Annotated in this window: 21 protein-coding genes and 1 other annotated feature; of the genes, 8 read left to right on the top strand and 13 right to left on the bottom strand. The window is 48.1% G+C overall.

Features of this window, described 5'->3' with window-relative positions:
* Positions 1-99: 99 nt before the first annotated feature.
* On the bottom strand, positions 100-3,189 hold the full coding sequence (gene ileS, locus CKW00_RS05815) for an isoleucine--tRNA ligase (protein ID WP_095821784.1): 3,090 nt from the start codon (positions 3,187-3,189) through the stop codon (positions 100-102).
* A gap of 127 nt (positions 3,190-3,316) precedes the next feature.
* Positions 3,317-3,534 (bottom strand) — a binding site (T-box leader).
* A gap of 176 nt (positions 3,535-3,710) precedes the next feature.
* Between ileS and glsA the strand changes: the two genes are divergently transcribed.
* Positions 3,711-4,658 carry a glutaminase A gene (gene glsA / locus CKW00_RS05810; RefSeq protein ID WP_095821783.1) on the top strand — a complete coding sequence of 316 codons (948 nt, stop codon included), beginning with the start codon at positions 3,711-3,713 and terminating at the stop codon, positions 4,656-4,658.
* On the top strand, positions 4,648-5,094 hold the full coding sequence (locus CKW00_RS05805) for a DUF4385 domain-containing protein (RefSeq protein WP_095821782.1): 447 nt from the start codon (positions 4,648-4,650) through the stop codon (positions 5,092-5,094). The genes glsA and CKW00_RS05805 overlap by 11 nt, the downstream gene beginning before the upstream one ends.
* Before the next feature lie 197 nt (positions 5,095-5,291).
* Here the strand turns inward: CKW00_RS05805 and CKW00_RS05795 are convergent, their stop codons facing one another.
* From CKW00_RS05795 to glcP, 3 genes are read right to left on the bottom strand one after another with little or no spacing between them, the layout of a single operon-like run.
* Positions 5,292-6,146, bottom strand: a complete 855-nt coding sequence (locus CKW00_RS05795; protein ID WP_095821780.1) for a PP2C family serine/threonine-protein phosphatase — start codon at positions 6,144-6,146, stop codon at positions 5,292-5,294.
* Positions 6,143-7,162 carry a LacI family DNA-binding transcriptional regulator gene (locus CKW00_RS05790; protein WP_095821779.1) on the bottom strand — a complete coding sequence of 340 codons (1,020 nt, stop codon included), beginning with the start codon at positions 7,160-7,162 and terminating at the stop codon, positions 6,143-6,145. Before CKW00_RS05790 ends, CKW00_RS05795 begins: the two co-directional genes overlap by 4 nt.
* An 18-nt stretch (positions 7,163-7,180) precedes the next feature.
* Complete coding sequence (glcP, locus tag CKW00_RS05785; RefSeq protein ID WP_095821778.1) at positions 7,181-8,560, bottom strand: glucose transporter GlcP; 1,380 nt, start codon at positions 8,558-8,560, stop codon at positions 7,181-7,183.
* Positions 8,561-8,793: 233 nt separating this feature from the next.
* Between glcP and CKW00_RS05780 the strand changes: the two genes are divergently transcribed.
* The 4 genes from CKW00_RS05780 to CKW00_RS05765 are packed head-to-tail and all read left to right on the top strand — an operon-like array spanning position 8,794 to position 13,497.
* Entirely contained in the window at positions 8,794-9,969 is a 1,176-nt protein-coding gene (locus CKW00_RS05780; RefSeq protein ID WP_095821777.1) for a galactokinase, read from the top strand.
* Position 9,970: 1 nt separating this feature from the next.
* Positions 9,971-10,960, top strand: a complete 990-nt coding sequence (galE, locus tag CKW00_RS05775; RefSeq protein ID WP_095821776.1) for a UDP-glucose 4-epimerase GalE — start codon at positions 9,971-9,973, stop codon at positions 10,958-10,960.
* 15 nt (positions 10,961-10,975) lie between these two features.
* Entirely contained in the window at positions 10,976-12,451 is a 1,476-nt protein-coding gene (gene galT, locus CKW00_RS05770; RefSeq protein ID WP_095821775.1) for a UDP-glucose--hexose-1-phosphate uridylyltransferase, read from the top strand.
* Positions 12,452-12,474: 23 nt separating this feature from the next.
* Complete coding sequence (locus CKW00_RS05765) at positions 12,475-13,497, top strand: aldose epimerase family protein (protein ID WP_095821774.1); 1,023 nt, start codon at positions 12,475-12,477, stop codon at positions 13,495-13,497.
* 212 nt (positions 13,498-13,709) lie between these two features.
* On the opposite strand, the gene CKW00_RS05760 is transcribed toward CKW00_RS05765, so the two are convergent.
* On the bottom strand, positions 13,710-14,279 hold the full coding sequence (locus tag CKW00_RS05760; protein WP_095821773.1) for a histidine phosphatase family protein: 570 nt from the start codon (positions 14,277-14,279) through the stop codon (positions 13,710-13,712).
* Positions 14,276-15,268: an NAD(P)/FAD-dependent oxidoreductase gene (locus CKW00_RS05755; RefSeq protein WP_095821772.1), complete on the bottom strand. Its 993-nt coding sequence runs from the start codon at positions 15,266-15,268 to the stop codon at positions 14,276-14,278. The genes CKW00_RS05760 and CKW00_RS05755 overlap by 4 nt, the downstream gene beginning before the upstream one ends.
* Positions 15,269-15,447: 179 nt before the next feature.
* On the opposite strand from CKW00_RS05755, the gene chrA reads away from it, so the two are divergent.
* On the top strand, positions 15,448-16,623 hold the full coding sequence (chrA, locus tag CKW00_RS05750) for a chromate efflux transporter (RefSeq protein ID WP_095821771.1): 1,176 nt from the start codon (positions 15,448-15,450) through the stop codon (positions 16,621-16,623).
* Positions 16,624-16,685: 62 nt separating this feature from the next.
* Here chrA and CKW00_RS05745 read toward each other — a convergent pair whose 3' ends face one another.
* From CKW00_RS05745 to CKW00_RS05715, 7 genes are all read right to left on the bottom strand, one after another.
* A complete protein-coding gene (locus CKW00_RS05745; protein WP_095821770.1) occupies positions 16,686-17,495 on the bottom strand; it encodes a PAS domain-containing protein in 810 nt (269 codons plus the stop codon).
* A gap of 36 nt (positions 17,496-17,531) precedes the next feature.
* Positions 17,532-18,128, bottom strand: coding sequence for a flavin reductase family protein (locus CKW00_RS05740; RefSeq protein ID WP_095821769.1), 597 nt, complete (start codon positions 18,126-18,128; stop codon positions 17,532-17,534).
* Between the two features lie 144 nt (positions 18,129-18,272).
* Positions 18,273-19,097, bottom strand: a complete 825-nt coding sequence (locus CKW00_RS05735) for an aldo/keto reductase (RefSeq protein ID WP_095821768.1) — start codon at positions 19,095-19,097, stop codon at positions 18,273-18,275.
* 56 nt (positions 19,098-19,153) lie between these two features.
* A complete protein-coding gene (locus CKW00_RS05730; RefSeq protein WP_095821767.1) occupies positions 19,154-19,993 on the bottom strand; it encodes an SAM hydrolase/SAM-dependent halogenase family protein in 840 nt (279 codons plus the stop codon).
* Positions 19,994-20,253: 260 nt separating this feature from the next.
* A complete protein-coding gene (locus CKW00_RS05725) occupies positions 20,254-20,742 on the bottom strand; it encodes a DUF1189 family protein (RefSeq protein ID WP_233129725.1) in 489 nt (162 codons plus the stop codon).
* 2 nt (positions 20,743-20,744) lie between these two features.
* Entirely contained in the window at positions 20,745-21,035 is a 291-nt protein-coding gene (locus CKW00_RS05720; RefSeq protein WP_008591192.1) for a DUF1450 domain-containing protein, read from the bottom strand.
* Positions 20,998-21,810 (bottom strand): riboflavin kinase, encoded by an 813-nt coding sequence (locus CKW00_RS05715; protein ID WP_095821766.1) that lies wholly within the window; start codon positions 21,808-21,810, stop codon positions 20,998-21,000. Before CKW00_RS05715 ends, CKW00_RS05720 begins: the two co-directional genes overlap by 38 nt.
* A 278-nt stretch (positions 21,811-22,088) precedes the next feature.
* Between CKW00_RS05715 and CKW00_RS05710 the strand changes: the two genes are divergently transcribed.
* Entirely contained in the window at positions 22,089-22,751 is a 663-nt protein-coding gene (locus CKW00_RS05710; protein WP_095821765.1) for a type 1 glutamine amidotransferase domain-containing protein, read from the top strand.
* Positions 22,752-22,805: the final 54 nt, after the last annotated feature.

Below are 22,805 nucleotides of genomic sequence, written 5' to 3'. Positions count from 1 at the left end.
AGCGTACCTGGTGGAATACTTTTCCATGAGGTACGCTTTTTTATTTATTTTCACATTCACCGGACTGCTGCTCCGGATTGGGAACGGGAGGTGTTTATCTCACGTCTGAATCTGAAGCTTCAGTTTATGACTGCTTACTTCGAATTCTTCCATGTCCTCTGTTTCCTGCAGGTCGAGCTCATTGACCAGTACGTTGTCACGGATGACCTGCTCGTTTTCCTGTATCGCCTTTCTCACATCTTCGTCTCCTGCAATAGCTATGTTCACGCGAAGATCGATCGGCAGGTCTTTCTGCTTCCGTACGTCCTGGATGACACGGATCACTTCGCGGGAAAGACCTTCAAGGCGAAGTTCTTCCGTAATAGTCGTATCAAGCACTACGTGGAATTCCTGGTTCGATCCCATCGACAGTCCGCTGTCCGCTACTCTTTCAGCGATCAGAAGGTCCATCGGAACTTCGATGTCCCCGTCTTCTGCCGGGACTACCGCTTTCTGATTCGTCACGATATCAGCTGCCTCTTCATCAGAGAGCGATTCCAGGTATTTCTTCACTGTATTGACGTTTTTCCCTAACTTAGGTCCGGCTTCACGGAAATTGAGTTTAACTTCATACCGGATAAGGTCTTCGGAAGATTCTTTCACTACGACATCTTTCACGTTGATTTCCTCTGCGATAATAGAACGGTACTCTTTAAGTGCGGCGCCGCGATCCTGATTGACCGGGATGACCGTCAGTTCAGCCAGCGGCTGTTTCGTCTTGATCGCTTCCGTATTACGTACACCCCGGGCAAGTTCCACTACCTGAAGGACTGCATCCATGTCTCTCTCCAGCTTCTCATCGACGCGATGCTCTTCACGCTCAGGGAAAGGAGCGAGATGGACACTTTCGCCCGTCAGGTTCATATGAATATCGTCCGCTACGAACGGAGTGTATGGAGCAAGCAGACGGCTAAGACCTACGAGCACTTCACGAAGTGTGGAGTAGGCAGCTTTTTTCGATTCACTCATTCCGCTTTCCCAGAATCTGTTACGGGAACGACGGATATACCAGTTACTCACTTCATCGACTAGTTTCTCGATTTCCTTCGCAGCTTTTGTAAAGTCATACTCATCAAGTCCGGTTCTCACACGGGCCGCCACAGTGTTCGCGCGGGAAATGATCCAGCGGTCCAGGAGCGTCTTCTCTCCTGTATCCTCCGGATCATACTCGTAGTTATCGATATCTGCGTACAGTGTAAAGAAACCGTGCGTATTTACTAACGTATCGACGACTTTCGATTTCGCTTCGGAGACGACACGCTCGGAGAAACGTTTATTGTTCCAAGGAGCACTGTCGGCAAGAAGAGCCCAGCGGAAAGCATCCGCTCCGAATTTATTTACGAGATCCATCGGGTGGAGGGCATTCCCTTTACTCTTGGACATCTTCCTGCCGTGTTCATCAAGAATGTGGCCGGTGGAAAGAACCCGTTTGTACGGAGCTTTCCCTGTGAACATCGTGGATACGGCCATCAGGCTGTAGAACCAGCCGCGTGTCTGATCCACCCCTTCACAAATAACGTCCGCCGGGAACTGCTTATTGAACGTTTCTTCATTCTCAAACGGGTAGTGGTACTGGGAAAACGGCATCGATCCGCTGTCAAACCACACGTCGATCACTTCCGGGACGCGGTCCATCGTGCCGCCGCATTCCTCACAGGAAAGCTGGATACGATCGACATAAGGTTTATGCAGCTCGACATCCGTCACTTCTCCTTTCGCTTTGGAAAGAAGATCCGATTTACTTTCCGGAGCGTGCTGGTGACCGCATTCATTACAGATCCAAACGTTCAGAGGCGTCCCCCAGAAACGGTTACGACCGATGTTCCAGTCCACCATATTTTCAAGGAAGTTTCCGAAACGACCATCTTTGATATGATCCGGGTGCCACTCCACTGTCTGGTTATTTTCGATGAATTTATCTTTCATCTCCGTCGTTTTGATGAACCAGCTTTCGATCGCATAATAAAGGAGCGGCGTGTCACAGCGCCAGCAGTGCGGGTAGCTGTGCTCATATTTCTCCTTATTATACAGAAGCCCTTCTTCCGACAGATATTTCACAATGTCCACGTCACAGTCTTTGACGAATCGTCCCTCGAATGGAGGGATGTCGGAAGTATAGCGCCCCGCTCCGTCCACGACGTTGAAGAAAGAGAGATTATTTTCTAGGACGAGGTTATAGTCATCCTCCCCGTAGGCAGGTGCAATGTGTACGACTCCCGTACCGCTCTCCGCGTTTACAAATTCAGCGGAAACGACAGTATGTCCCCGCTCCGGTTTTACAAACGGGAATGGTGCGATGTAATCGATTCCTACGAGTTCGCTCCCTTTGTGTTCGGAAATGATTTCGTAATCTTCTCCCATCACTGTGTCCGCAAGATCGCGGGCTACGATAAACACTTCATCGTGCTGTTTCGCTTTGACGTAGTCGAGTTCCGGATGCACGGCAAGTGCCACGTTCGCCGGCAGTGTCCATGGCGTCGTCGTCCAGCCGAGGAAGTATTCATTCTCCGCATCCTTCACTTTGAATTTCGCCGTGGCCGACAGATCTTTTACATCTTCATAGCCCTGGGCGACTTCGTGGGAACTGAGAGTCGTCTGGCAGCTCGGGCAATACGGTGTAACCCGGTGACCTTTGGAGAGGAGACCGCGTTTGTGCAGGTCGGCGAGGATATACCACTCACTCTCGATATAATTATCTTCAAGCGTGACGTACGGATCGTCCATATCGAGCCAGTACCCGATCGCTTCCGTAAACTCCCGCCACTGTTTCTCATATTCGAACACGCTCTTCTTACACTGTTCGATGAACTTCTCCACTCCGTATTCTTCAATTTCCTGTTTACCGGAAATACCGAGCTGTTTTTCCACTTCGATCTCCACCGGGAGACCGTGTGTATCCCAGCCGCCTTTACGGATAACCTGGTAGCCGTTCATCGTCTTATAGCGGCCTACGAAGTCCTTGATCACCCGGCCGAGGACGTGCCCGGCATGGGGAAGACCGTTTGCTGTCGGAGGTCCTTCATAAAAGACGAATGTTTCATTACCTTCCCGCTCTTCCATGGAACGGTTGAACACGTTTTCTTCCTGCCAGTAATCTTTTACGCGATTTTCGCGTTCGATTGCCACTTCTTTCGTATTGACTTTACGCATTTCCTCTTCACCTCACGTAATTTGTTGGAGTAAGGAACCCTGTCCCCCAGTCTCTCTTTCCATTAAAAACGCTCCCGGACGAACCGGGACCCCAGAAACACAGGTATAAAAAAACCGCCCCTTATATAAAAGGGACGGAGTCATTTCCGCGGTACCACCCGAATTCCGCACGTGTGCGGCACTTTGAACCATCGTGGGTAACGGTCACGTAACCGGCGGCATCTACTCATTTCAACGACGCTTCTCCAGGATGATCTTCCCTTCTTCTCCACCTGTCACCTTCCACCAGCCGGTGATTCTCTTGGGATGGGCAAAAGAACGTACTCTTCCTATCGCAGAATTTGTGTATATTCTATGCTTTCTCATAATAACATGAAACGCAGTTTTATACATAGTATTTTACCTTTTTTATTAAGAAAAGCAGGCATAGAACGGTAAAAATGAGGGTACACTTTAAAAAAATGAATGATTCGTGCACATCTACTATACTCTTAAGTCATTCAATAAAGGAGAATTCACTTATGGCTCAATTATCCAATCAGCTTCTGGAACAGATAGTGGAAGACAGTCTTCCCTACGCATCAGACGGGGAAGTAAGACCGGTCATTCCTATGTATGACGATACGAAAAAAGACGTACTGGGAGTTACGGTCTGGACCGGTGAGGAGTATTTCCATGCCGGGAGGACCGACTTGTACGTTCCGATGCAGAGCACGGCTAAAATCGTTACGCTGATGCTCGCGCTGAACGACTTCGGGAAGAAGCGCGTATTCGATATGGTCGGTATGGAACCGATGGGAGACTTCTTCAACTCGATCGGTCAGCTGGAAAGACACCAGACGGAAAAGCCGTTCAATCCTATGATCAATGCCGGCGCTATCGCCACTGCCGCTCTTATTAAAGGAGGTTCCGTCGAAGAACGTTTTGAAAGATTCATGACATTCATCAGACAGATCACAGGAAACCCCGATTTAGTGATGAGCGAAGAGATATATGAAGCGGAGAAATCAAACGGAGCCCGCAACCGTGCCCTCGCTTATTTTATGCAAAGTACGGGAGCAATGATTATGGCTCCTGAGGAAGCGCTCGATCTCTATTTCCGTACCAACGCTGTCATGATGTGTACCGAGGATTTCGCCCGGGTCGGTCACTTTATGGCTAACGAAGGCCGGGATCCGGAGACGAACATCCGCCTCATTTCACCGGAACACTTAAGAACGGTCAAATCTATTATGCTTACGTCCGGGATGTATAACTCGTCCGGTCAGTTCGCTGTGGAAGCGGGGTTCCCACTAAAAAGCGGGGTCTCCGGAGCTATTATCGGTGCTGTACCCGGACGTATGGGTATAGGAATCATCGGTCCGGCGATTGATGCCAAAGGAAACAGCACGGCCGGAGGCGCCCTCGTCAAATCGCTTTCCAATGAGCTGGATCTGAACATGTTCGGGGTGATCGAACATGAGCTTTGATTATGATCTCGATTTCGATAATATCGACTTCCGCAAGAATCCCGAAAAATACCGGGTGGGACGAGGCGAGCAGGGCGTCCTGCTCGTGGAACCCTATAAAAGCGAGATTCTCGCCCACTGGCGCTTCAAGACTCCCGACATTGCCCGGGAATCTTCGGAGGCTATCTACAATATGTACCTTGATTACAAGAAGAATAACGAGTTTGTCGGCATGGACATGGCCCGGAAATTTCTTCAGATGGGATACACCCGTTCCAGACGATACGCCAATTACAAAGGCGGGGAAAAGTACGATGAAGACGGAAACGTGAAAGAACGTGATATAGATGAAGAAAAAGCAGAGTCCGCCCGGATTTTCGAACAGAAATGGATCGAAGTCCGGGAAGACGAAGAATATCTGGCTATGAAAAAGCAGCACCAGAAAAAATATGGATGAAAAAAGAAGCCGCGGCAGAGCTTCACGGATGGAACAGAAGGAGACGACTGACCTCCTCCCTCTTTCTATCCCGCTCTGCATATGACGGCTCCACAAAATCCAACGTTATTTCAGTGCTCCACATCTGTGTGCATTATCCGGAAAAATACCTTAAAGAGTGTTTTACCAGTTCCAGTCCCGGCAATTAAATGCTGGAGTTACGACTCCATTTCTATTAAAACGGCTGTCTTGTCATCCATCATTTTCAGACGAGGGTATGTTATACACTCGGGATCATTATTCTCTCTTTCCTCCACTTCACTCACTAACCTGTCCAGCCCGTGCTGAAAAGCAATGGCGGCCGCCTGCTCCCAGCCATCGGCTTCCTCAAGCCCCGTCGGCATCATCAATCCGTCACTCAACAAAAGAACTCCAGTGACCTTTTTCAAGGATAACCTGCCACTTTCCAGGTGCTTCACTGCTTCTTTACTACCGTCTATTACACTGTACCCCGCATCCGTGTTTAACAGGGAACGGTTTTCAATTAAAGTTGAACGGACTGCCTTTCGGGCTTCACTGATAGGTGCTTTTTTATTCTGTCCGCTTCGCATTTCCACAATCTCATCGATTGCTTTCCGGTCAAAATGACTGAGCAGATCATATGTGACTGTGCGTATATCTCCGTCTCTATACTGTAAAAAAATCATACAGTCGGCGGCTTGGGCGTACGTCAGGGACAATCGTTCCCTATCTATTGAAATCGCTGCAAGAGCACAGGTACTCCGCTTTCCCTTCGGCACATCATTAATTTCTGCTGCATCACCTGAACCCAGCCAGTTCAACGTTTCTTCTGCAACCTGCAGGTTAGCAGCTTCGACGAGTTCGTCAAACAGCTCCTCTCCTGTAGCTGAAGCCAGCGTATCCCGGACGGCATGAGAGGCAATGTGACCGGGGACACCTTCAAGCCCTGTCGCCCCATCAATTGCAGCGAATACCCCCGCCTTTTCATTCACGACGTAAGCATCCTCATTTGTGTTTTCATTCCCTTGTTTGTTTACAGTACTGATTCTCATGTCAGTTCTCCCTGCGGCTCTGTTTTTTGACAGCTTTCCCTGATAATCAGTTCCGTCCCCAACGTTACTTTTTTGGCAACCGGACGCTGTTGGAAAACCCGTTCTTTCAGCAAACTCACTGCGGTCTCCCCCATCATTTCCGTATAGACTTTGACAGTACTTAAAGACGGCGATATATATTTTGCCACACTGGAATCATTGAATCCGATTAAACTGACCCGCTCCGGTACCGAAATGGAATTATCACGTAGCGCGCGCAGCGCCCCGATAGCAATGGAATCATTCGCGCAAAAAAATGCAGTCGGCAGATCATCCTGCAGCGTGCGTACAGCCTGATTCATCATCTCGTACCCGGCATCCACCGCGAAAGCACCTTTAAAGCAGTATTTCTTATCAAATAGCCCCTGTGTTTTCATGTAGTCACGAAAACTCTCGTATCTTGGGTCCATCAGCACTTCGGAGCCCCCGGGAGGCTTTTCTTCACCAGCCAGCATCCCTATTTTTGCATGTCCCTCTTCTATAAAGTGAGACAAAACACTGCGGGTGGACTGCTGAAAGTCGGCGATAACAGAATCACACGAATTCAGTGCACGTATATTATCAACAAAACAAATGTTGGAGCACCATTCTTCCAGCTGTTTCATTTGCTCATGTGAAAACTTGCCAATAGCAATAATCCCATTCACTTTAACGTTGAGGTTATTGTCCGTATTTTGAAACAGCCTTATATAATCATACCCCTCACCTTCCAGCTTCTTTTCCACACCCAGCCTGATTGAGTAGTAATAAAGGTCGTTCAGCTCTTCTGTTTCGGTGTACCACTGAACGATGGCTATTCGCATGTGCTGCTTTGTTTTTTTGTGAATGTGTTTTTTATAATCAAGCAGTTCGGCAGCATCGAAAATGCGCTGTTTTGTTTCAGGACTTACCGATAGTGTCGGGTCATTATTCAGCACACGTGAGACGGTGGCAATCGAGACATTCACATTAGTTGCTATATCTTTTATCGTTGCCATTTCTTCAACTCCAATCGCTTAGTTATGCATACCGCCTGCCTCATTAGCTTCTGAAGCCGAGGTACGTGTCCGCAAATCAGCTTCAATTTCTTCCAGACTGCGACCACGGGTTTCCGGAAGGTATTTCACAACAAAGAACAGTGCGCCGATGCCGATCACTGCGAAAATCAGGAATACCTGTTCAATCGCCATAATTTCAGTCAGCAGCGGGAAGAATTGTGCGACAAGCAGACTTCCGATTGATAATGCCAGAGCGGCAATACCTGTAGCCGCACCCCGGGCACGCATCGGGAATAGTTCCGGAAGCATAACCCATAGTACAGGTCCCCACGTGAAAGCAAAGAATACAATAAACAATGTCAGACAAGCGACAATAATCCAGGCAGTAATATCTGAACCGAGTCCAATTGTCCAAATCAGACCGGCCATAATAATTAATGAGCTGACCATCCCGATATTACCGGTGATCAACAGCTTTTTCCGATCGATTTTATCGATGATCATAATAGCAAATATAGTAACGACCACGTTCACAGTCCCGATACCGACTGTTCCCAGGATGGATGTTACATCACCAAGCCCCGCTTCATTGAAAATGGTCGGTGCATAGTAAATGATAGCATTAATACCGATGATCTGTTGTAATAATGCGAATACACACCCAATAATCAGCGTCGGACGCAGCCATGATGACTTCAACACATTCCACGTGCTGTCAGAAATACGGTTGATTTCAATCATCTCATCGATTTCTTTTTCTATCTCATCCGGTTTCCGCGTCAGCTTCATAACACTGCGGGCTGCTTCCTTGCCACGGTTTTCAAGCAGCCATCTCGGACTCTCCGGCATAAAAATGACGCCGACCATCAACACGATGGACGGTACGACAGCAAGCCCGACCATCCAGCGCCATCCTTCGATAGCTGCGAAAGCGTAGTTTACCAGATAGGAAGAAAGAATACCTATCGTAATCATCAGCTGATTCAGAGAACTGAGGGAACCGCGTGATTCCGTCGGCGCCATCTCGGACAAATATACGGGAACGATTGCGGTAGAACCGCCAACAGCAAGTCCGATAATCAACCGGCCGACAACGAGTGTCATCATATTCGGAGCAAACGCCAGCGTAAGGGCACCGATTATAAAGACAACGGAGATCATAAACACGAGCCTGCGCCGACCGAATTTATCCGATAATGGTCCACTGGAGCCAGAACCGAATATTGCTCCTATCAGCATGGAACTGACTACCAGTCCTTCTGTAAAACTCGTCAGCGGGATGTCGTCTTTTATATATAAAAGAGCACCGGAAATAACCCCCATATCATAACCGTACAAAAGACCCCCTAAAGCACCGAGGAAAAATATCATTTTTTTACCTATTTTTTTACTGACCATTGCCGAAACCTCCTAAGTTTTTTTAATTTGATTTTAGTATACGCTTTCATAAAAGTTATGTAAATAGCTATTTTAAAGCCAAGATAAATAGTGACTCTTGTTTGCATAACAGATTTTCAGTAAAATTTTATTATTTTTTACTAAAATAAATCGATTTTTTTATTGTGTAAGTCGAAACACTATAGTAAATTGAAATTAGGAATTGTAAGCGTTTAATAAACAGGAGGGGTCCCATGACTAATCTCATCCGGAAATTTCAGGAGATATTCAACAGCGATGAAACCCCCCGCACATTTTTTGCGCCGGGGCGTATTAATTTGATCGGTGAACATACCGACTATAATGGAGGTCACGTTTTCCCCGCATCAGTTTCTTTCGGAACGTATGCGCTGGGAATAAGACGTAAAGATACTGTACTTCGATTCTATTCGATGAACTTCCCGGAAACAGGTATGATCGAATGCGACCTGGCGGATCTGAGTTATGATGCGGAGCACGACTGGGCGAATTATCCGAAAGGGATAATCAAATACATAACCGCACAGGGGCATAATATCGATCACGGTGCTGACATTTTGTATTACGGAGACATTCCAAACGGTGCAGGCCTGTCGTCTTCTGCATCGATAGAGATGGCGACCGGTGTACTGCTGGAATATTTATATGAGTTAGCTATTGACCGTATCGACATGATCAGGCTCGGTCAGCAGGTTGAAAATGAATACATGGGTGTAAACAGTGGCATCATGGATCAGTTTGCAGTTGGTATGGGCAAAAAAAATCACGCTATTCTATTAGACTGTCAAACGCTCAACTACCACTATGCACCGATTGAACTGCACCACCATTCGATTATCATTATGAATACGAACAAGCAGCGTACACTGGCGGAGTCGAAATACAATGAACGGCGCCAGCAGTGTGAACAGGCACTGTCCGATTTAAATAGCGAACTGTCCATCGAAAGTCTTGGTGATTTATCGAATGAAGAATTCATCCGGCACAAACACCTCATCAAAAATGAGGAGGACCGGAAACGGGCAAAACACGCCGTTTCAGAAAACGTACGTACGCTTGAGGCATTAGAAAAACTTCAGGACGGCGACCTTAACGGATTTGGCCGATTGATGAACGCTTCCCACGGATCGCTGAAAAATGATTATGAAGTTACCGGAATTGAACTGGATACCATCGTGGAAGCGGCCTGGGAACAGGATGGCGTTATCGGCGCACGCATGACCGGTGCAGGATTCGGCGGATGTGCAATCGCCATCGTGGAACAGGAGAGTATCGATTCTTTCAAAACAAATGTAAATGAAATCTATTCGAAATCGATTGGTTATGAACCGACCTTTTACACCGCGGCAATTGGCGACGGTGCTAAAGAGATAACGAAAGGGGTGCGCTGAAATGAGCATACTTGTGTTAGGCGGAGCCGGATACATCGGCTCCCATGCGGTTTATCAGCTTGTGGACAAAGGTGAAGATGTGGTTGTAGTCGATAATCTTGCCACAGGACATAAAGAAGCGATCCATCCGAAGGCAACCTTTTATGAAGGGGATATCCGTGAAATCGACTTCCTTCGCGACGTATTCGAAAAGGAAACGATCGATGGCGTCATGCATTTTGCTGCCAATTCCCTAGTAGGCGAATCCATGGAAAAACCGCTTCAATATTTCGATAACAACGTATACGGCACTCAGGTTTTATTGACAGTGATGGTTGAACACCACGTAAGAAATATCGTGTTCTCATCGTCTGCAGCAACGTATGGCGAACCGGAGTCCATTCCGATTACCGAAACTATGCAGCCAAACCCGGCAAGCACATATGGCGAAACAAAATTGACTATGGAAAAACTCATGAAGTGGACCGAACAGGCTCATGGCATAAAATATGTATCCCTGCGATATTTTAATGTGGCAGGGGCAAGAGAATCAGGGGAAATCGGTGAGGATCATCGTCCTGAAACACATCTTGTGCCCATTATTCTTCAGGCCGCTCTCGGCCAACGCCAGAACATTACTATTTTCGGGGATGACTACAATACAGAAGACGGTACTTGCATCAGGGACTATGTCCATGTCGAGGATTTGATCCAGGCACATATTCTTGCGATGAACCATTTAAGAAATGACGGCGCCAGCGACATTTTTAACCTTGGCAGCAGTCGCGGGTTTTCGGTAAAAGAAATGGTCGATGCAGCACGGGAGGTAACAGGAAGAGAAATCGAAGCTGAAATCGGTGAACGACGGGCCGGTGATCCAAGCGTATTAATCGCAAGCTCGGAGAAAGCCAGAAATATGCTCAATTGGAAGCCTGAACGGACAGCAATCACAAAAATCATGGAGGACGCCTGGCAGTGGCATGTAAATAATCCAGGCGGATATCAAACTTGAGAGGAGCATATCAACATGGCTTACCAGCATCTTGAGAAACTGATTCGTAAAGCGACGGAAGTCGGATTAATCAAAGAAGCAGATCAAATCTATGCACGTAACCAGATCATGTACTTGCTTAATCTGAAAGGGGAAACTGCTGCAGGCCCCTCTTTGCACGATGACGACAATATCCCGGATATACTTGATCAGTTGGTAACTTACGCTGTCCGGAACCATGTCATCGATGACGTTTTTGACGAGAAAGAAATCCTGGCAGCGAATATCATGAATTGTCTCGTTGCCCGCCCATCAACCGTTAATGCCATCTTTCAGGAAAAATACGCACAAAACCCGGTCAGGGCCACGGATTACTTTTATCAGCTCAGCAAAAACAGCAATTATATTCAGATGAAGCGAATCAATAAAAATATCCATTTCACGGCTGCCACGGAGTATGGAGAGCTCGATATTACCATCAATTTGTCGAAGCCTGAAAAAGATCCGGAGCAGATCAGACGGGAACGCGAAAACAAACAGCAAGTCGATTATCCGAAATGCGTTCTTTGTGTCGAAAATGAAGGATACGTCGGTCGAACCGGTTATCCGGCCCGGGCCAATCATCGGGTCATCAATGTTCCATTGCTCGGGGAAAACTGGTACCTCCAGTACTCGCCCTACGTTTATTACAATGAACATAGTATAGTGCTCGCCGAAGAACACCGGGACATGAAAATTAATAAAAAGACATTTGCACAACTGCTCGCATTCATCGATAAATTTCCGCATTATTTTATCGGATCGAATGCCGATCTGCCGATTGTCGGCGGATCCATTTTAACGCATGACCATTTTCAGGGCGGCAGATACAGGTTCGCTATGACCGATGCGAAAGAAGCGTTTTCTTTTTCACTCACCGATTTTTCCGGAGTTTCTGCCCACGTGCTGCACTGGCCTTTATCAGTCATCCGGTTAAAAAGTACGGAAAAAGAACAGTTGCTTGATGCGGCCGACCATATTTTACAAACGTGGAAAGACTACTCGGATGAGTCGGCAGCGATCAAAACTTTTTCCGGCACTACTCCACACAACACTATCACACCGATAGCACGAATGCGGAACGGCGTTTATGAGCTTGATCTGGTTTTGCGCAACAATCGCACGTCTGATGAGCATCCATCGGGTATCTTCCACCCGCATGCTGATGTCCATCATATTAAAAAAGAGAACATCGGGCTGATTGAAGTAATGGGTCTCGCCGTCCTCCCGGCAAGGTTGAAAGATGAACTCACTGAAATCAAATCGTACCTTCTGGGAGAATCAGGTAATGTGGCGGACTATCACGAAGAGTGGGCACAAACCATTAAACAAAAACACGGTACGCTCACCGACACTGCAAAAGCGGAAAACGTTTTGCAGAAAGAACTTGGGATTAAATTTTCAAAAGTATTGGAAGATGCCGGTGTGTTCAAGGATGAGTCAACATTAAAGCGCTTTATTAACACACTGTAAAACAGAGGGGCAGGTGAAGGAAACTGTATATCACAAAGGATGATATATACGGCGATTGGCAGGAGTATACCCTCGAAAATGATCATGGTATGTCGGTTTCTATACTGAACTATGGCGGGATTATTACAAAACTCATAGTTCCGGACCGGCACGGAAAAACTGAAAATGTCGTCCTCGGGTATAAAAATTATGCAGACTATGCTCATAATACTAATTATTTAGGGGCCCAGATCGGACGTGTGGCCGGAAGAATCAAAAACAGCAGCTTCCAGCTCAACGGTAACACCTATGTATTGACGAATAATGAAGGTAACCACCATCTGCACGGCGGTTCTGACGGCTTTCATCAGGTAGTTTGGGATGCAGAAACGTTTCAGTCAAAAAATGAAGCAACGCTTGTTTTAAATCGAACAAGCGCACATATGGAAGAAGGCTACCCGGGTAATCTGGACGTATCGATTACGTATACCCTGAACAATGCCAATGAACTGACGCTCAGCTACGAGGCGAGTTCTGACCAGGACACTCCGGTCGCTCTGACAAACCATACGTATTTCAATTTAAGCGGAAACAGAAGAGATACGGTGCACAATCACCATGTCGAATTTGAAAGCGATTATTTCGCGGAACTCGACGAGGAACTTATACCGACCGGCAGATTAATGGAGCCGACTGGCACACCTTTTGATTTCAGAAACGGCCGATCGCTTGGAGAGGGGCTGAAACCGGACACAGCCCAGCAAAAAATTGTCGGTAACGGCTACGATCATTATTTCGTTCTTGGGAAAGAGAGGACAATAAAAGTATTGGAACAGAGTTCCGGGCGAAACATGGAGATTCGCACAAATCAACCCGGCATGGTGCTGTACACCGCCAATGGCCTTGATGCCGGGCTTGCATTAAACAACGGACCCTCCCAAAAATACGCAGGCGTTTGTTTTGAAGCCCAGGCACACCCCGCGGCCTTGCACCACGAAGGGTTCCCCGGTGTGATCGCAGCTTCTGGCGAGACGTATACCAGCTATATTACGTATTCATTTAAATAAAGTCTGTCGGGAGGAGTTGCCGTTGAGCAGAAGAAGGCACCCGGCCTCCCCGCATCGTGAGTATGACATCGTATGCGGCGGTTCAATAAGTTGAGTCCGCTCTCTTTAAAAAAGGATACTGGCGTATTGGCCAGTATCCTTTTCCTATATTTCCCCGTCCTCGAGCCTTTACGGAGTAATTTATTTCCCCGGAAATTTTTACGAAGAGACATTCAGGAAAGATGAGTGACCTGATTGTAATCGTGGACTTTCCAGATCCCTTCCATAAATTCGATATTCGTGAGGCATCCGTTCAGAAGCTTGAAGCGGTCGGCTCCGATTTCCCCATCGGAGATTTCCGTCAGTATTGCGTTAATAACCGCGCCGTGGGCAACAAGCAGCACGCGGCGATCCGGAAATTCTTCCACCAGGTGACGGACGCCCGTCATCACCCGATTTATGAAAACCTCCTTGTCTTCCTGACCAGGGTACTGTTTGTCCGGATATGCGGCCAGTCTCTCCTCCTCGGGCATTCCTTCTGCTTCCCCGAAGTGGCGCTCCCGGAATTCTTCCATAACGATAAGGGGCAGGTTATGCCCCTCCCCGATAATTTCGGCTGTGTGCTTCGCTCTTTCCAGCGGGCTTGTCACCAATACGTCCCAGGCGTCGTCTTTCAGATAGTCCCGGCACAGTTCCGCCTGTGAAACTCCCTTATCGTTCAGCGGGATATCCGTGCCTCCCTGAAGTTTCTTTTCCCTGTTCCACATTGTTTCTCCGTGTCGTACGAGACAGATCGATGTCATTCGTCCATATCCTCCCCGGGCTTATGGTGTTTGTAAACGACCGTACTGTAAACTTGAGGGGGTGCTTTCGGGTTCAGCAGCTGTTTCACACTGTTCACGGCTGTCATGGCTTCGGACATCCCCGAGGCGAGAAGCATCGTTTTCCCGGGGTAATAGGCAGCATCTCCGCACGCGAATACCCGGGCTCCGCTCGTTTTCATTTCCGTATCCACGGTCACTCTTCCTTTTTCCACTTCGAGCCCCCAGTCTTTGTATACACTTTTACCGATGCTTACCCCTTCGTATACGAGAAGGTGGTCCGCTTCGATACTTTCCCCGTTGGAAAGATGAATACGCATGAGAGCTCCCGATTCTCCCTCGAGATCGTCGATTTCCGTATTACGGAATACTTTCACGGAAGAGGCAGCGAGCTGTTCCTCATCGTGTTCATAAACCGCCCGGAATGTTTCGTCCCGGTTGATGAGACTGACGGCGGCCGCTCCTTCTTTTTCCATTGTAAGCGCCCAGTCGATTCCGATGCGGAAGTTGGAATATACGGCGATCCGCTTGTTTTTGAAGCGTTTCCGATTTTCAAGTGTATAGTGGATGGAGTAAGGCTCGAATTCTTCTCTTTTCTGAAGAGGCAGCGGCACCGTGTCATACGCCCCGAGTCCGGAAGCGAGGATGACACTGAGAGCTTCGTAATCGCCTTTATTCGTCTTTACGACGACACTGCCTTCTTTTTCTTCCAGATTTTCGACAATGACGTCCGTCTCTATTTCCGGAGCCAGCAGCTCCGCCTGTTTCTGCGTTTCAAAAACAAAGTCCTCACCTGTAATTCCGTTGAAACCGGGCACGTCATAAAGTTCTTTCTCCGGATAGAATACTTTCGCTTTTCCTCCCGTTTCCTCGTGGTACTCGAGCACCAGCGTGTCCATATTCCTCATACAGCTGTAGTAAGCGGCATAAAGCCCGCTTGTTCCTCCACCGATTACAATCACATCTTTCATATCTCAACGCCTCCGATTCTTATTGATAATTATTTTCAATTTTAAACAAAACTTAACCGTTTTACAACGTTGACAGTGTTCGCCCCGCATCGTATATTGTAGGTTGACCTCCTGAGGAGGAGAAAATTCCGTTCTTCTCTTTTTTGAATAAAAGCGGTCTCGAGAGGAGCCTTTTCCATATGAAGAACAGTAACAGACATCTCTTTGAGATAATGAAATCATCCATTCGTCTCGGCCTTACTTCCTTCGGCGGCCCCGTCGCTCATCTCGCATACTTTAAGGAAGAATACATCGACCGGAGAAAATGGCTCGACGAGAAGACGTACGCCGATATCATCGCACTTTGTCAGTTTCTTCCCGGTCCTGCTTCCAGTCAGGTGGGTATCTCCATCGGTATGCTGCGGGGAGGACTTGCGGGCGGCATGATCAGCTGGTTCGGATTTACCATGCCCTCCGTGGTTCTCCTTGTCCTTTTCGCGTTTTTATACCAGAATTTCCAATTGGCGGATGCTCCGTTCATCCATAGTTTAAAAGTAGTCGCTGTCGCCGTCGTGCTGCACGCTCTGATAGGGCTCGGCAAAAAACTGACGCCGGATTTAAAAAGGCAGACGATTGCAATCGTAGCGGCCTGTCTTATGCTCCTTTTCCCGTTCGCGTGGATGCAGCTCGGAATCATAGGGGCAGCAGGTATAGCCGGGAGTTTTCTGTTCAAAAAAATAGCAGATACAAACGCCGCCCCCTTCCCCGTCACTTTTTCGAAAAAGGCGGGGGCGGTTGCTCTCGCACTGCTTGTCTCCCTTCTTCTGGTACTGCCTGTTCTTGCGCGGCAGACGGACCACATCCTGATGCAATTATTCGATACCTTTTTCCGGGTCGGTTCTCTCGTATTCGGAGGAGGGCACGTCGTACTTCCTATGCTTGAACGGGAAATCGTGCCGTCAGGGTGGCTGAATGTCGATCAGTTTCTCGCCGGCTACGGGGCAGCTCAGGCTGTACCCGGGCCGCTGTTCACTTTCTCAAGTTATATCGGAACCATGATCGAGGGTGTAAGCGGAGCGGCCATCGCGACAATCGCCATGTTCCTTCCGTCTTTCCTGTTCCTGATCGCTGCTTTGCCTTTTCTCAGCGAGCTGCGGAGCCACCCGGGATTCCAGGGGGTGCTGATGGGAGTGAATGCAAGCGTCGTCGGTATTCTGCTGGCCGCTTTCTACGACCCTGTCGTGACAAGCGCTATTCAGTCGAACGCTTCTTTCGCTCTCGCACTGGTACTCTTTTCCCTCCTTCACTTTTTCAAAGTACCGGCCTGGGGTGTAGTACTGATCGGAGTTGTGACAGGCAGTTTTCTATTCGCCTGAGGCCGTATAAAAAAAGACCGGAAGAAAGGCAGGTACCTCTCTTCGGTCCGGTCGAATGAAGGTTATATCTGAATGTCATTTCTGATTCTTTCAAGCGCCTGCTTGACGGATGTATAACTTCTCAGGGAAAGCTCGCTGAAATTGGCGTAAGGCGTGCTTCCCATAGCAAATTTCGGGGTGACGCCGCTCAGTATGAGAGTAGTTCCCATCAGGTTGAGAAGCTGATTCAGCTGATAGATTCCTATATGTATTTCTTCATTGAAGAAGGAAACTCCGGATAAATCAAGAATCAGGTAGTCCTCTTTCTCTTCCTGGACGTGGTTACTGACAGCATCAAGCATCTGCTGGAGACGCTCGTCGTCCACATTCCCGATCAGCGGCAAAATAGATACCCCGTCCTCCACCGGTACAATAGGTGTGGAAAGCCGCTTCACTTCCGTGGAATAATGTCCGACGAGACGCTCTGCTTCCACTCTTTTCGTCACATCCTGCTGTACTCCGACGAAGAAATCCTGGTCCAATTTTTCGATGAAAACAGTATAAATCTGCAGTTCGTTCCAGAATTCGGAGCCGTCTTTATGATAATTTCGAAGTTCCACTTTCACATTTTCTTTGTTATCAAGCGCTTTCCGAATTTTGTCCAAGTTCTCTTCTCCCGTATCCGGTCCCTGAAGAAAGCGGCAGTTCCGCCCAAGTACTTCCTTCGCCTCGTATCCCGTGAGTTCTTCAAATCCTTTATTCACATAAACGACCGGTGTGTCCACCTGCTGCGGGTCGGCAATGACGACCCCGACACCCACACGGTCCACAGCAGCCCGGATGAAATCGTTCTGCTGCATTACTTCCAGCTCATCGAGTGAATAATATTCCATAATGGTTCTCCTCCTGTCCTGTTCTTTCTATATATTTTATTCCGGAAGCTGATCGGTTGGCAACGGAAAAAAGTCCCGTACGAAAGTGTAATCCCCGGCCATGCGGCCGATGGCCTGAAGCTTATGAGGATCCACTTTATCCTTCTCCATATAAATATCGTCACGTAAATGATAGCCGATGACTTCTCCCAGAATCAGATTCGATGTACCTATTTCCACTACCTGCGTCAGCCTGCACTCGAAACTCACCGGAGAAGCCATGACGCGCGGCGGACGTACGTAAACACTTTCCGCTTCCGTAATACCCGCCACTTCGAATTCATCTTCCTCCGCGCTGTAATACCTGCTCGTTTCGTGCATGGCGTTCGCCAGCGGTTCGGACACGATGTTCACTACAAACTCTTCCGTTTCTTTTATATTGAAAGCCGTATCTTTCTCCCTTTCCCGTTCACCGACGGAGATGGCAAGCGTCAGCGGGTCCATCGAAGCTACCGTGAAAAAGCTGAAGGGAGCAAGGTTCTTTCTTCCGTGTCCATCCATGGAGGAAACCCAGGCGATCGGTCTCGGAACGATGGCCCCTTTCACAAGCTTCCCCATATCGTGATCGTTAAATTCATTCTTATGTAAAATCATGAAAACACCTTCCTTCCCTCACCCGGAATCCATTCCGGTTCTGCTTATCCAAGTATATCAGATTTTCGGACCGCGTTATTTCGTCATATAATTTTTTCCATAAAAAAACGCGGGCCGTCTCGCCCGCGTTGTCCACCTCGTGCATTATTTTGCGTTCATGTCCTCCGGCCGCGGACCGAGTCTCGTACCGCTGTCCAGGCTGTTCAGTTTCTCCATCTCGTTCTGCGTCAGCTCAAAATCGAACACGTCGAAGTTCTCTTCGATACGGAAAGGAGTTACAGATTTCGGAATGACTACCCGGTTGTTCTGCAAATGCCAGCGCAGAATAACCTGAGCTCCTGTTTTATCGTGATTTTTAGCGATTTCCTGCACATAATGATTCTCAAGCACTTCCCCGCCCTGCATAATAGGACTCCATGCTTCCATTTGAATACCGTGTTCCTCACAGAAGTCTTTAATATCTTTTTGTGCGAGGTAAGGGTGGCATTCCACCTGGTTCACCGCAGGTTTCACGTCACATTCATCGAGAAGACGCTCCAAGTGACTGATATCGAAGTTACACACACCTATCGCCCGGGCTTTCCCTTCTTTCTGAAGCTTCTCCATCGCTTTATATGTTTCCACGTAGTCATCATATTCCGGAGTCGGCCAGTGAATGAGATAAAGATCCACGTAGTCGGTGCCCAGTTTAATAAGGCTCTCTTCAAAGGCTTCGAGCGTTTTTTCGTATCCGTGATTACTGTTCCAGACTTTGGTCGTAATGAACAACTCTTCTCTCGGGATATCGCTCTTGGCGATCGCTTCTCCTACCTGACCTTCGTTCCCGTAGATGGCTGCCGTGTCAATGGAGCGGTAGCCGGTCTGAAGTGCTTTCGTTACTGCCGGTTCCGCATCTTTCGTTTCTACCTGCCAGAGCCCGAATCCAAGCTGCGGCATCGAGACATCGTTATGTAGCTGTACGTAATTCATGTAAAATCTCCCCTCTCTCTTTTTTTCACTATACCCATTTTACTACACCTTTCAACCTACAAATTTCTGAAAAGAATGTGCCAGTCCGGTCCCGTGCCCACATCGTAGGCTTTTGCGAAAGAACCCTGATTGATGGCTACAGCAAGACGGTCGAGGGAATTGATGTATACGAGAGGCTCTCCTTTATGCGTATCCGCAAATGAATGACCGAACGTCATCAGCTGGTGAAAATGCTGCCGTCGCCCATGCCCGATCGTAACTTCCACGGAATCGCCGTGAGTAATACCCAGTTGATGAAAAGCTTCGCGCGGCACATTCGTCCACAGATTCCCGAACTGGATATCAAGAATATCTACCGTACCCTCAATCTTTTCCCCGTCGACTTCCGGATAATGAAGAGGGAGGGAAATAAAAGAATCTGCGGGTAACCGCGGACCCACATCTTCGTAAGTAATCGTACCTGATGCGAGCCGCGCACCTGTGTAGGCGTAAATATCCCTTCCGTGGAACGTGTAGCTCTCCCCGGAATTCGGCAGACGATTCGTCTGCTCGTCAATCTCACGCAGCTCCACGATCGTTTCCGCCTCATGAATATGGGTGAGCGTCCCATTGTCCGGAGTCACTATGTAATGACCGCCTGCGGTTTTTGCTACGACGCTTTTACGTTTAGAACCGACGCCCGGGTCAACGACGGATACGAACACGGTCCCCTTTTTCCAGTATCCCGCTGTCTGCCACAGCCGGTACGAGGCCTCCCATATGTGAAAAGCCGGAATCTCGTGCGTCAGTGTAAACAGCTGCAGCTGTTCATCAACGGAATGGGCCACTCCGTACATAGCACTGACAGCACCATCACTTATACCGAAATCAGACTGGAACACCAGTGCACTCTTCATCGCTATCCCTCCTCTTTGTAATGTTCCATTATCTTACCTTATCCTCGCTCCGAACCCAAGTAAAAATTCGGTGGCGGGAGCTGTATAGTGACCTTCAGCTCCGGTTTTTCTTCCTGAAGGGCACGATTATCAAGGAATCGTGCCTTTCCCCTTCCCTGCTCCCCTCCGAAAGTAACGATTAGACGGGAATCGTGACCTTCGGAAAGCGAAATGCCGGCTCAAGGTCACGCAAAAGGATCCACAGCACAAAAAAAGAAGCGTCAGGGACGCTTCTTCGGATACACCGTTATCATTTTATAAAGCAAATAGCTGATCGGAGTAATGAATACAAGTACTGTTACGTAGTCCGGGAGGCCAATATAAGTCGATAACGTAGAAAAAACGAGCGGAAGTGTGAGGGCATACGCTGTCATCTTCCAAACCTGCTGGTACCGCAGCTTTCTTTTCAGTACTTTGGAAAGAAGGAGCCCTCCCCCGGCGATGACAGTTACACCGGCTACAATTAGAAAAATGATCAGCAGCGGGTAAAAAACGAGCGCCTGCGCCATATAGAGACCTCTCGCCACTTCGGTCAGTTCTTTTTCGAACGTCGTGATAGCACTGTAGATGTTAGGGAGAAAAAGTACAAGAAGCAGCACGAACAAATAGCCAATCGTGCTGGTGATCCCTTTTCTATTCAGTTGAAAGAGTGCCTCTTTTTTCGGAAGGCGCAAGCTGAGTTTCAGTGACTCCATCTGTTCCACGTCCATTTCTATTCTGTGAAAGCTGCAAGTTCTTCATCTATCTGTTTACGGATCTTGTCCATCGCCTGTTCTGCGGAATGGCCGAAGACCCGTTTGTTGTTTACAAGAGCGTAAGGTTTAATGGCACAAAGACCGCAATAGGACAGGCAGTCGCTGATCAGCACATCCACTGCCGGATACTCCTCTTCCAGAATCCCTTCTGCGTCTATCGTGCTCAGTAAGTTGCTGTCGCATATTTCTACAAGTACTACCCCATGGGAGTCAGTCTCCTTTTCTTTGTTGTAATCCCAAAACTTCACGTGCGTCGACTTCGTCCTGTTTCATCTGTTCCACCAGCGCATCGAGACCGTCAAAATCGACTTCTCCCCGCATGTGCCTTAAGAAAGAAAGTGTGATATCTCTATCGTAAATGTCTTCCTGAAAGTCCAGAATATATGCTTCCACTTTATAGGTGGTACCTTTCACCGTCGGACGGTATCCGGCACTGATCAATGCATAATAACTCCTCGGTGTCTCTTCGTGAATGAGAAGAGACCCGATGTAAACGCCGGGAGCGGGATTTACGTATTCACCCGCACCACCAAGATTTATTGTAGGAAACCCGAGCTCACGACCAAGAGCCTGTCCTCTTGTGACCGTCGCTTTCATGGCATAGGGACGGCCCAGTTTGGCTGTGGCGGCTTCCACTTTTCCTTCTTCAATCAGCGTCCTGATTTCCGGAGCCGATACATGTTGAATGGAAAAGACTTCAGCATCACGGACAGCTGAATTTTCTTCTTCTATTATAACATGCGAGGGTGCAAGTGTTTCCACACCCTGCCTGATATTCTCTTCATCCGATTCTTTATAATAAAAGTCTATGCCGAAAGACTCCAGCAGTTCTTTTTTATGATGAAAAGGGGTGAGCAGCCGTTCTTCTTTTACGGAAGTATCAAGTACCGCTATCTGATGCCCCCGTTTACGGGCCTGGCGCAATAAATTGTAATGACCGAGATGCATTCCGTCAAAATCGGCAATTACGAGCGTCAGCGGACCCTCCGTTTTCTGAACTTGTGACCAGTCATTTGTTTCCATGGAAACCGTCCCCTTCTTCTAATGTTACATACAGGTTAATTTAATCAGCCTTTCCCTGTGTATGCAAGCCACATGCACAAAGAAAAGCGGAAACTTCCGGTTAGAAGTCATAAGATAAACAGCCCCTCCGGGCTTCGGGTGCTCTGGCCCGAAACAGGTGGGACTGGAGTTCTGAATGGCGGAGCCATCTGTTCAGCAGCGATTGTTTAACATTTACGGCAACTTGGGTATACATAGGTTGTGAGCAACAAACCAGAAAATAAGGAGTGTTTACAGATATGAGTAAGAAAGTACTAATGATTGTAACGAACCATGATAAAATCAATGAAGACACACCGACAGGTATCTGGCTTTCAGAATTCGCCGAAGCCTATAACGAATTCAAACAGCACGGCTTCGACGTAACGGTAGCCAGCCCAGGCGGCGGTCAGTCTCCGGTAGACCCGAACAGTGTAAGCGATGATGAACCTCAGGAGAACCTGGACGCTAAACCGATGCTTGAGAATACGACTCCGATTGACAGTCTGAACGCAGAGGACTTCGACGCCGTTTTCCTTCCAGGCGGTCACGGTACAATGTTCGACTTCCCGGATAACGAAAAACTTCAAAGCATGCTGAGAGAAACGTACGAATCCGAAAAACCACTGGCTGCCGTATGCCACGGGCCTGCTGCTCTCGTGAACGTAAAACTTTCGGACGGACAGTATCTCGTACAGGGCAAAAGCGTAAATGCGTTTACGGACGCGGAAGAAGCGGACACTACGCTTGATCAGCATATGCCTTTCCTTCTTGAAAGCAAACTGCGGGAACGTGGTGCACATTTCCTTTCCGCACCGAACTGGTCCGAGCACGTGGAAACAGACGGCAAGCTGATCACCGGTCAGAACCCTCAATCTACAGTAGCAGTAGCGAAAGAGTTCGTACGTACGCTGCAAAACTAAAACGTGTCTCCCTAAACAAAAGCGCGATTTCCTCCATTTGAGGAAATCGCGCTT

The organism is Salimicrobium humidisoli (genome assembly GCF_002295105.1).
Taxonomy (GTDB): Bacteria; Bacillota; Bacilli; order Bacillales; family Halobacillaceae; genus Salimicrobium; species Salimicrobium humidisoli.
Note: the sequence above shows the minus strand (reverse complement) of the source record. Positions and strands in the feature narration are given on the sequence as shown.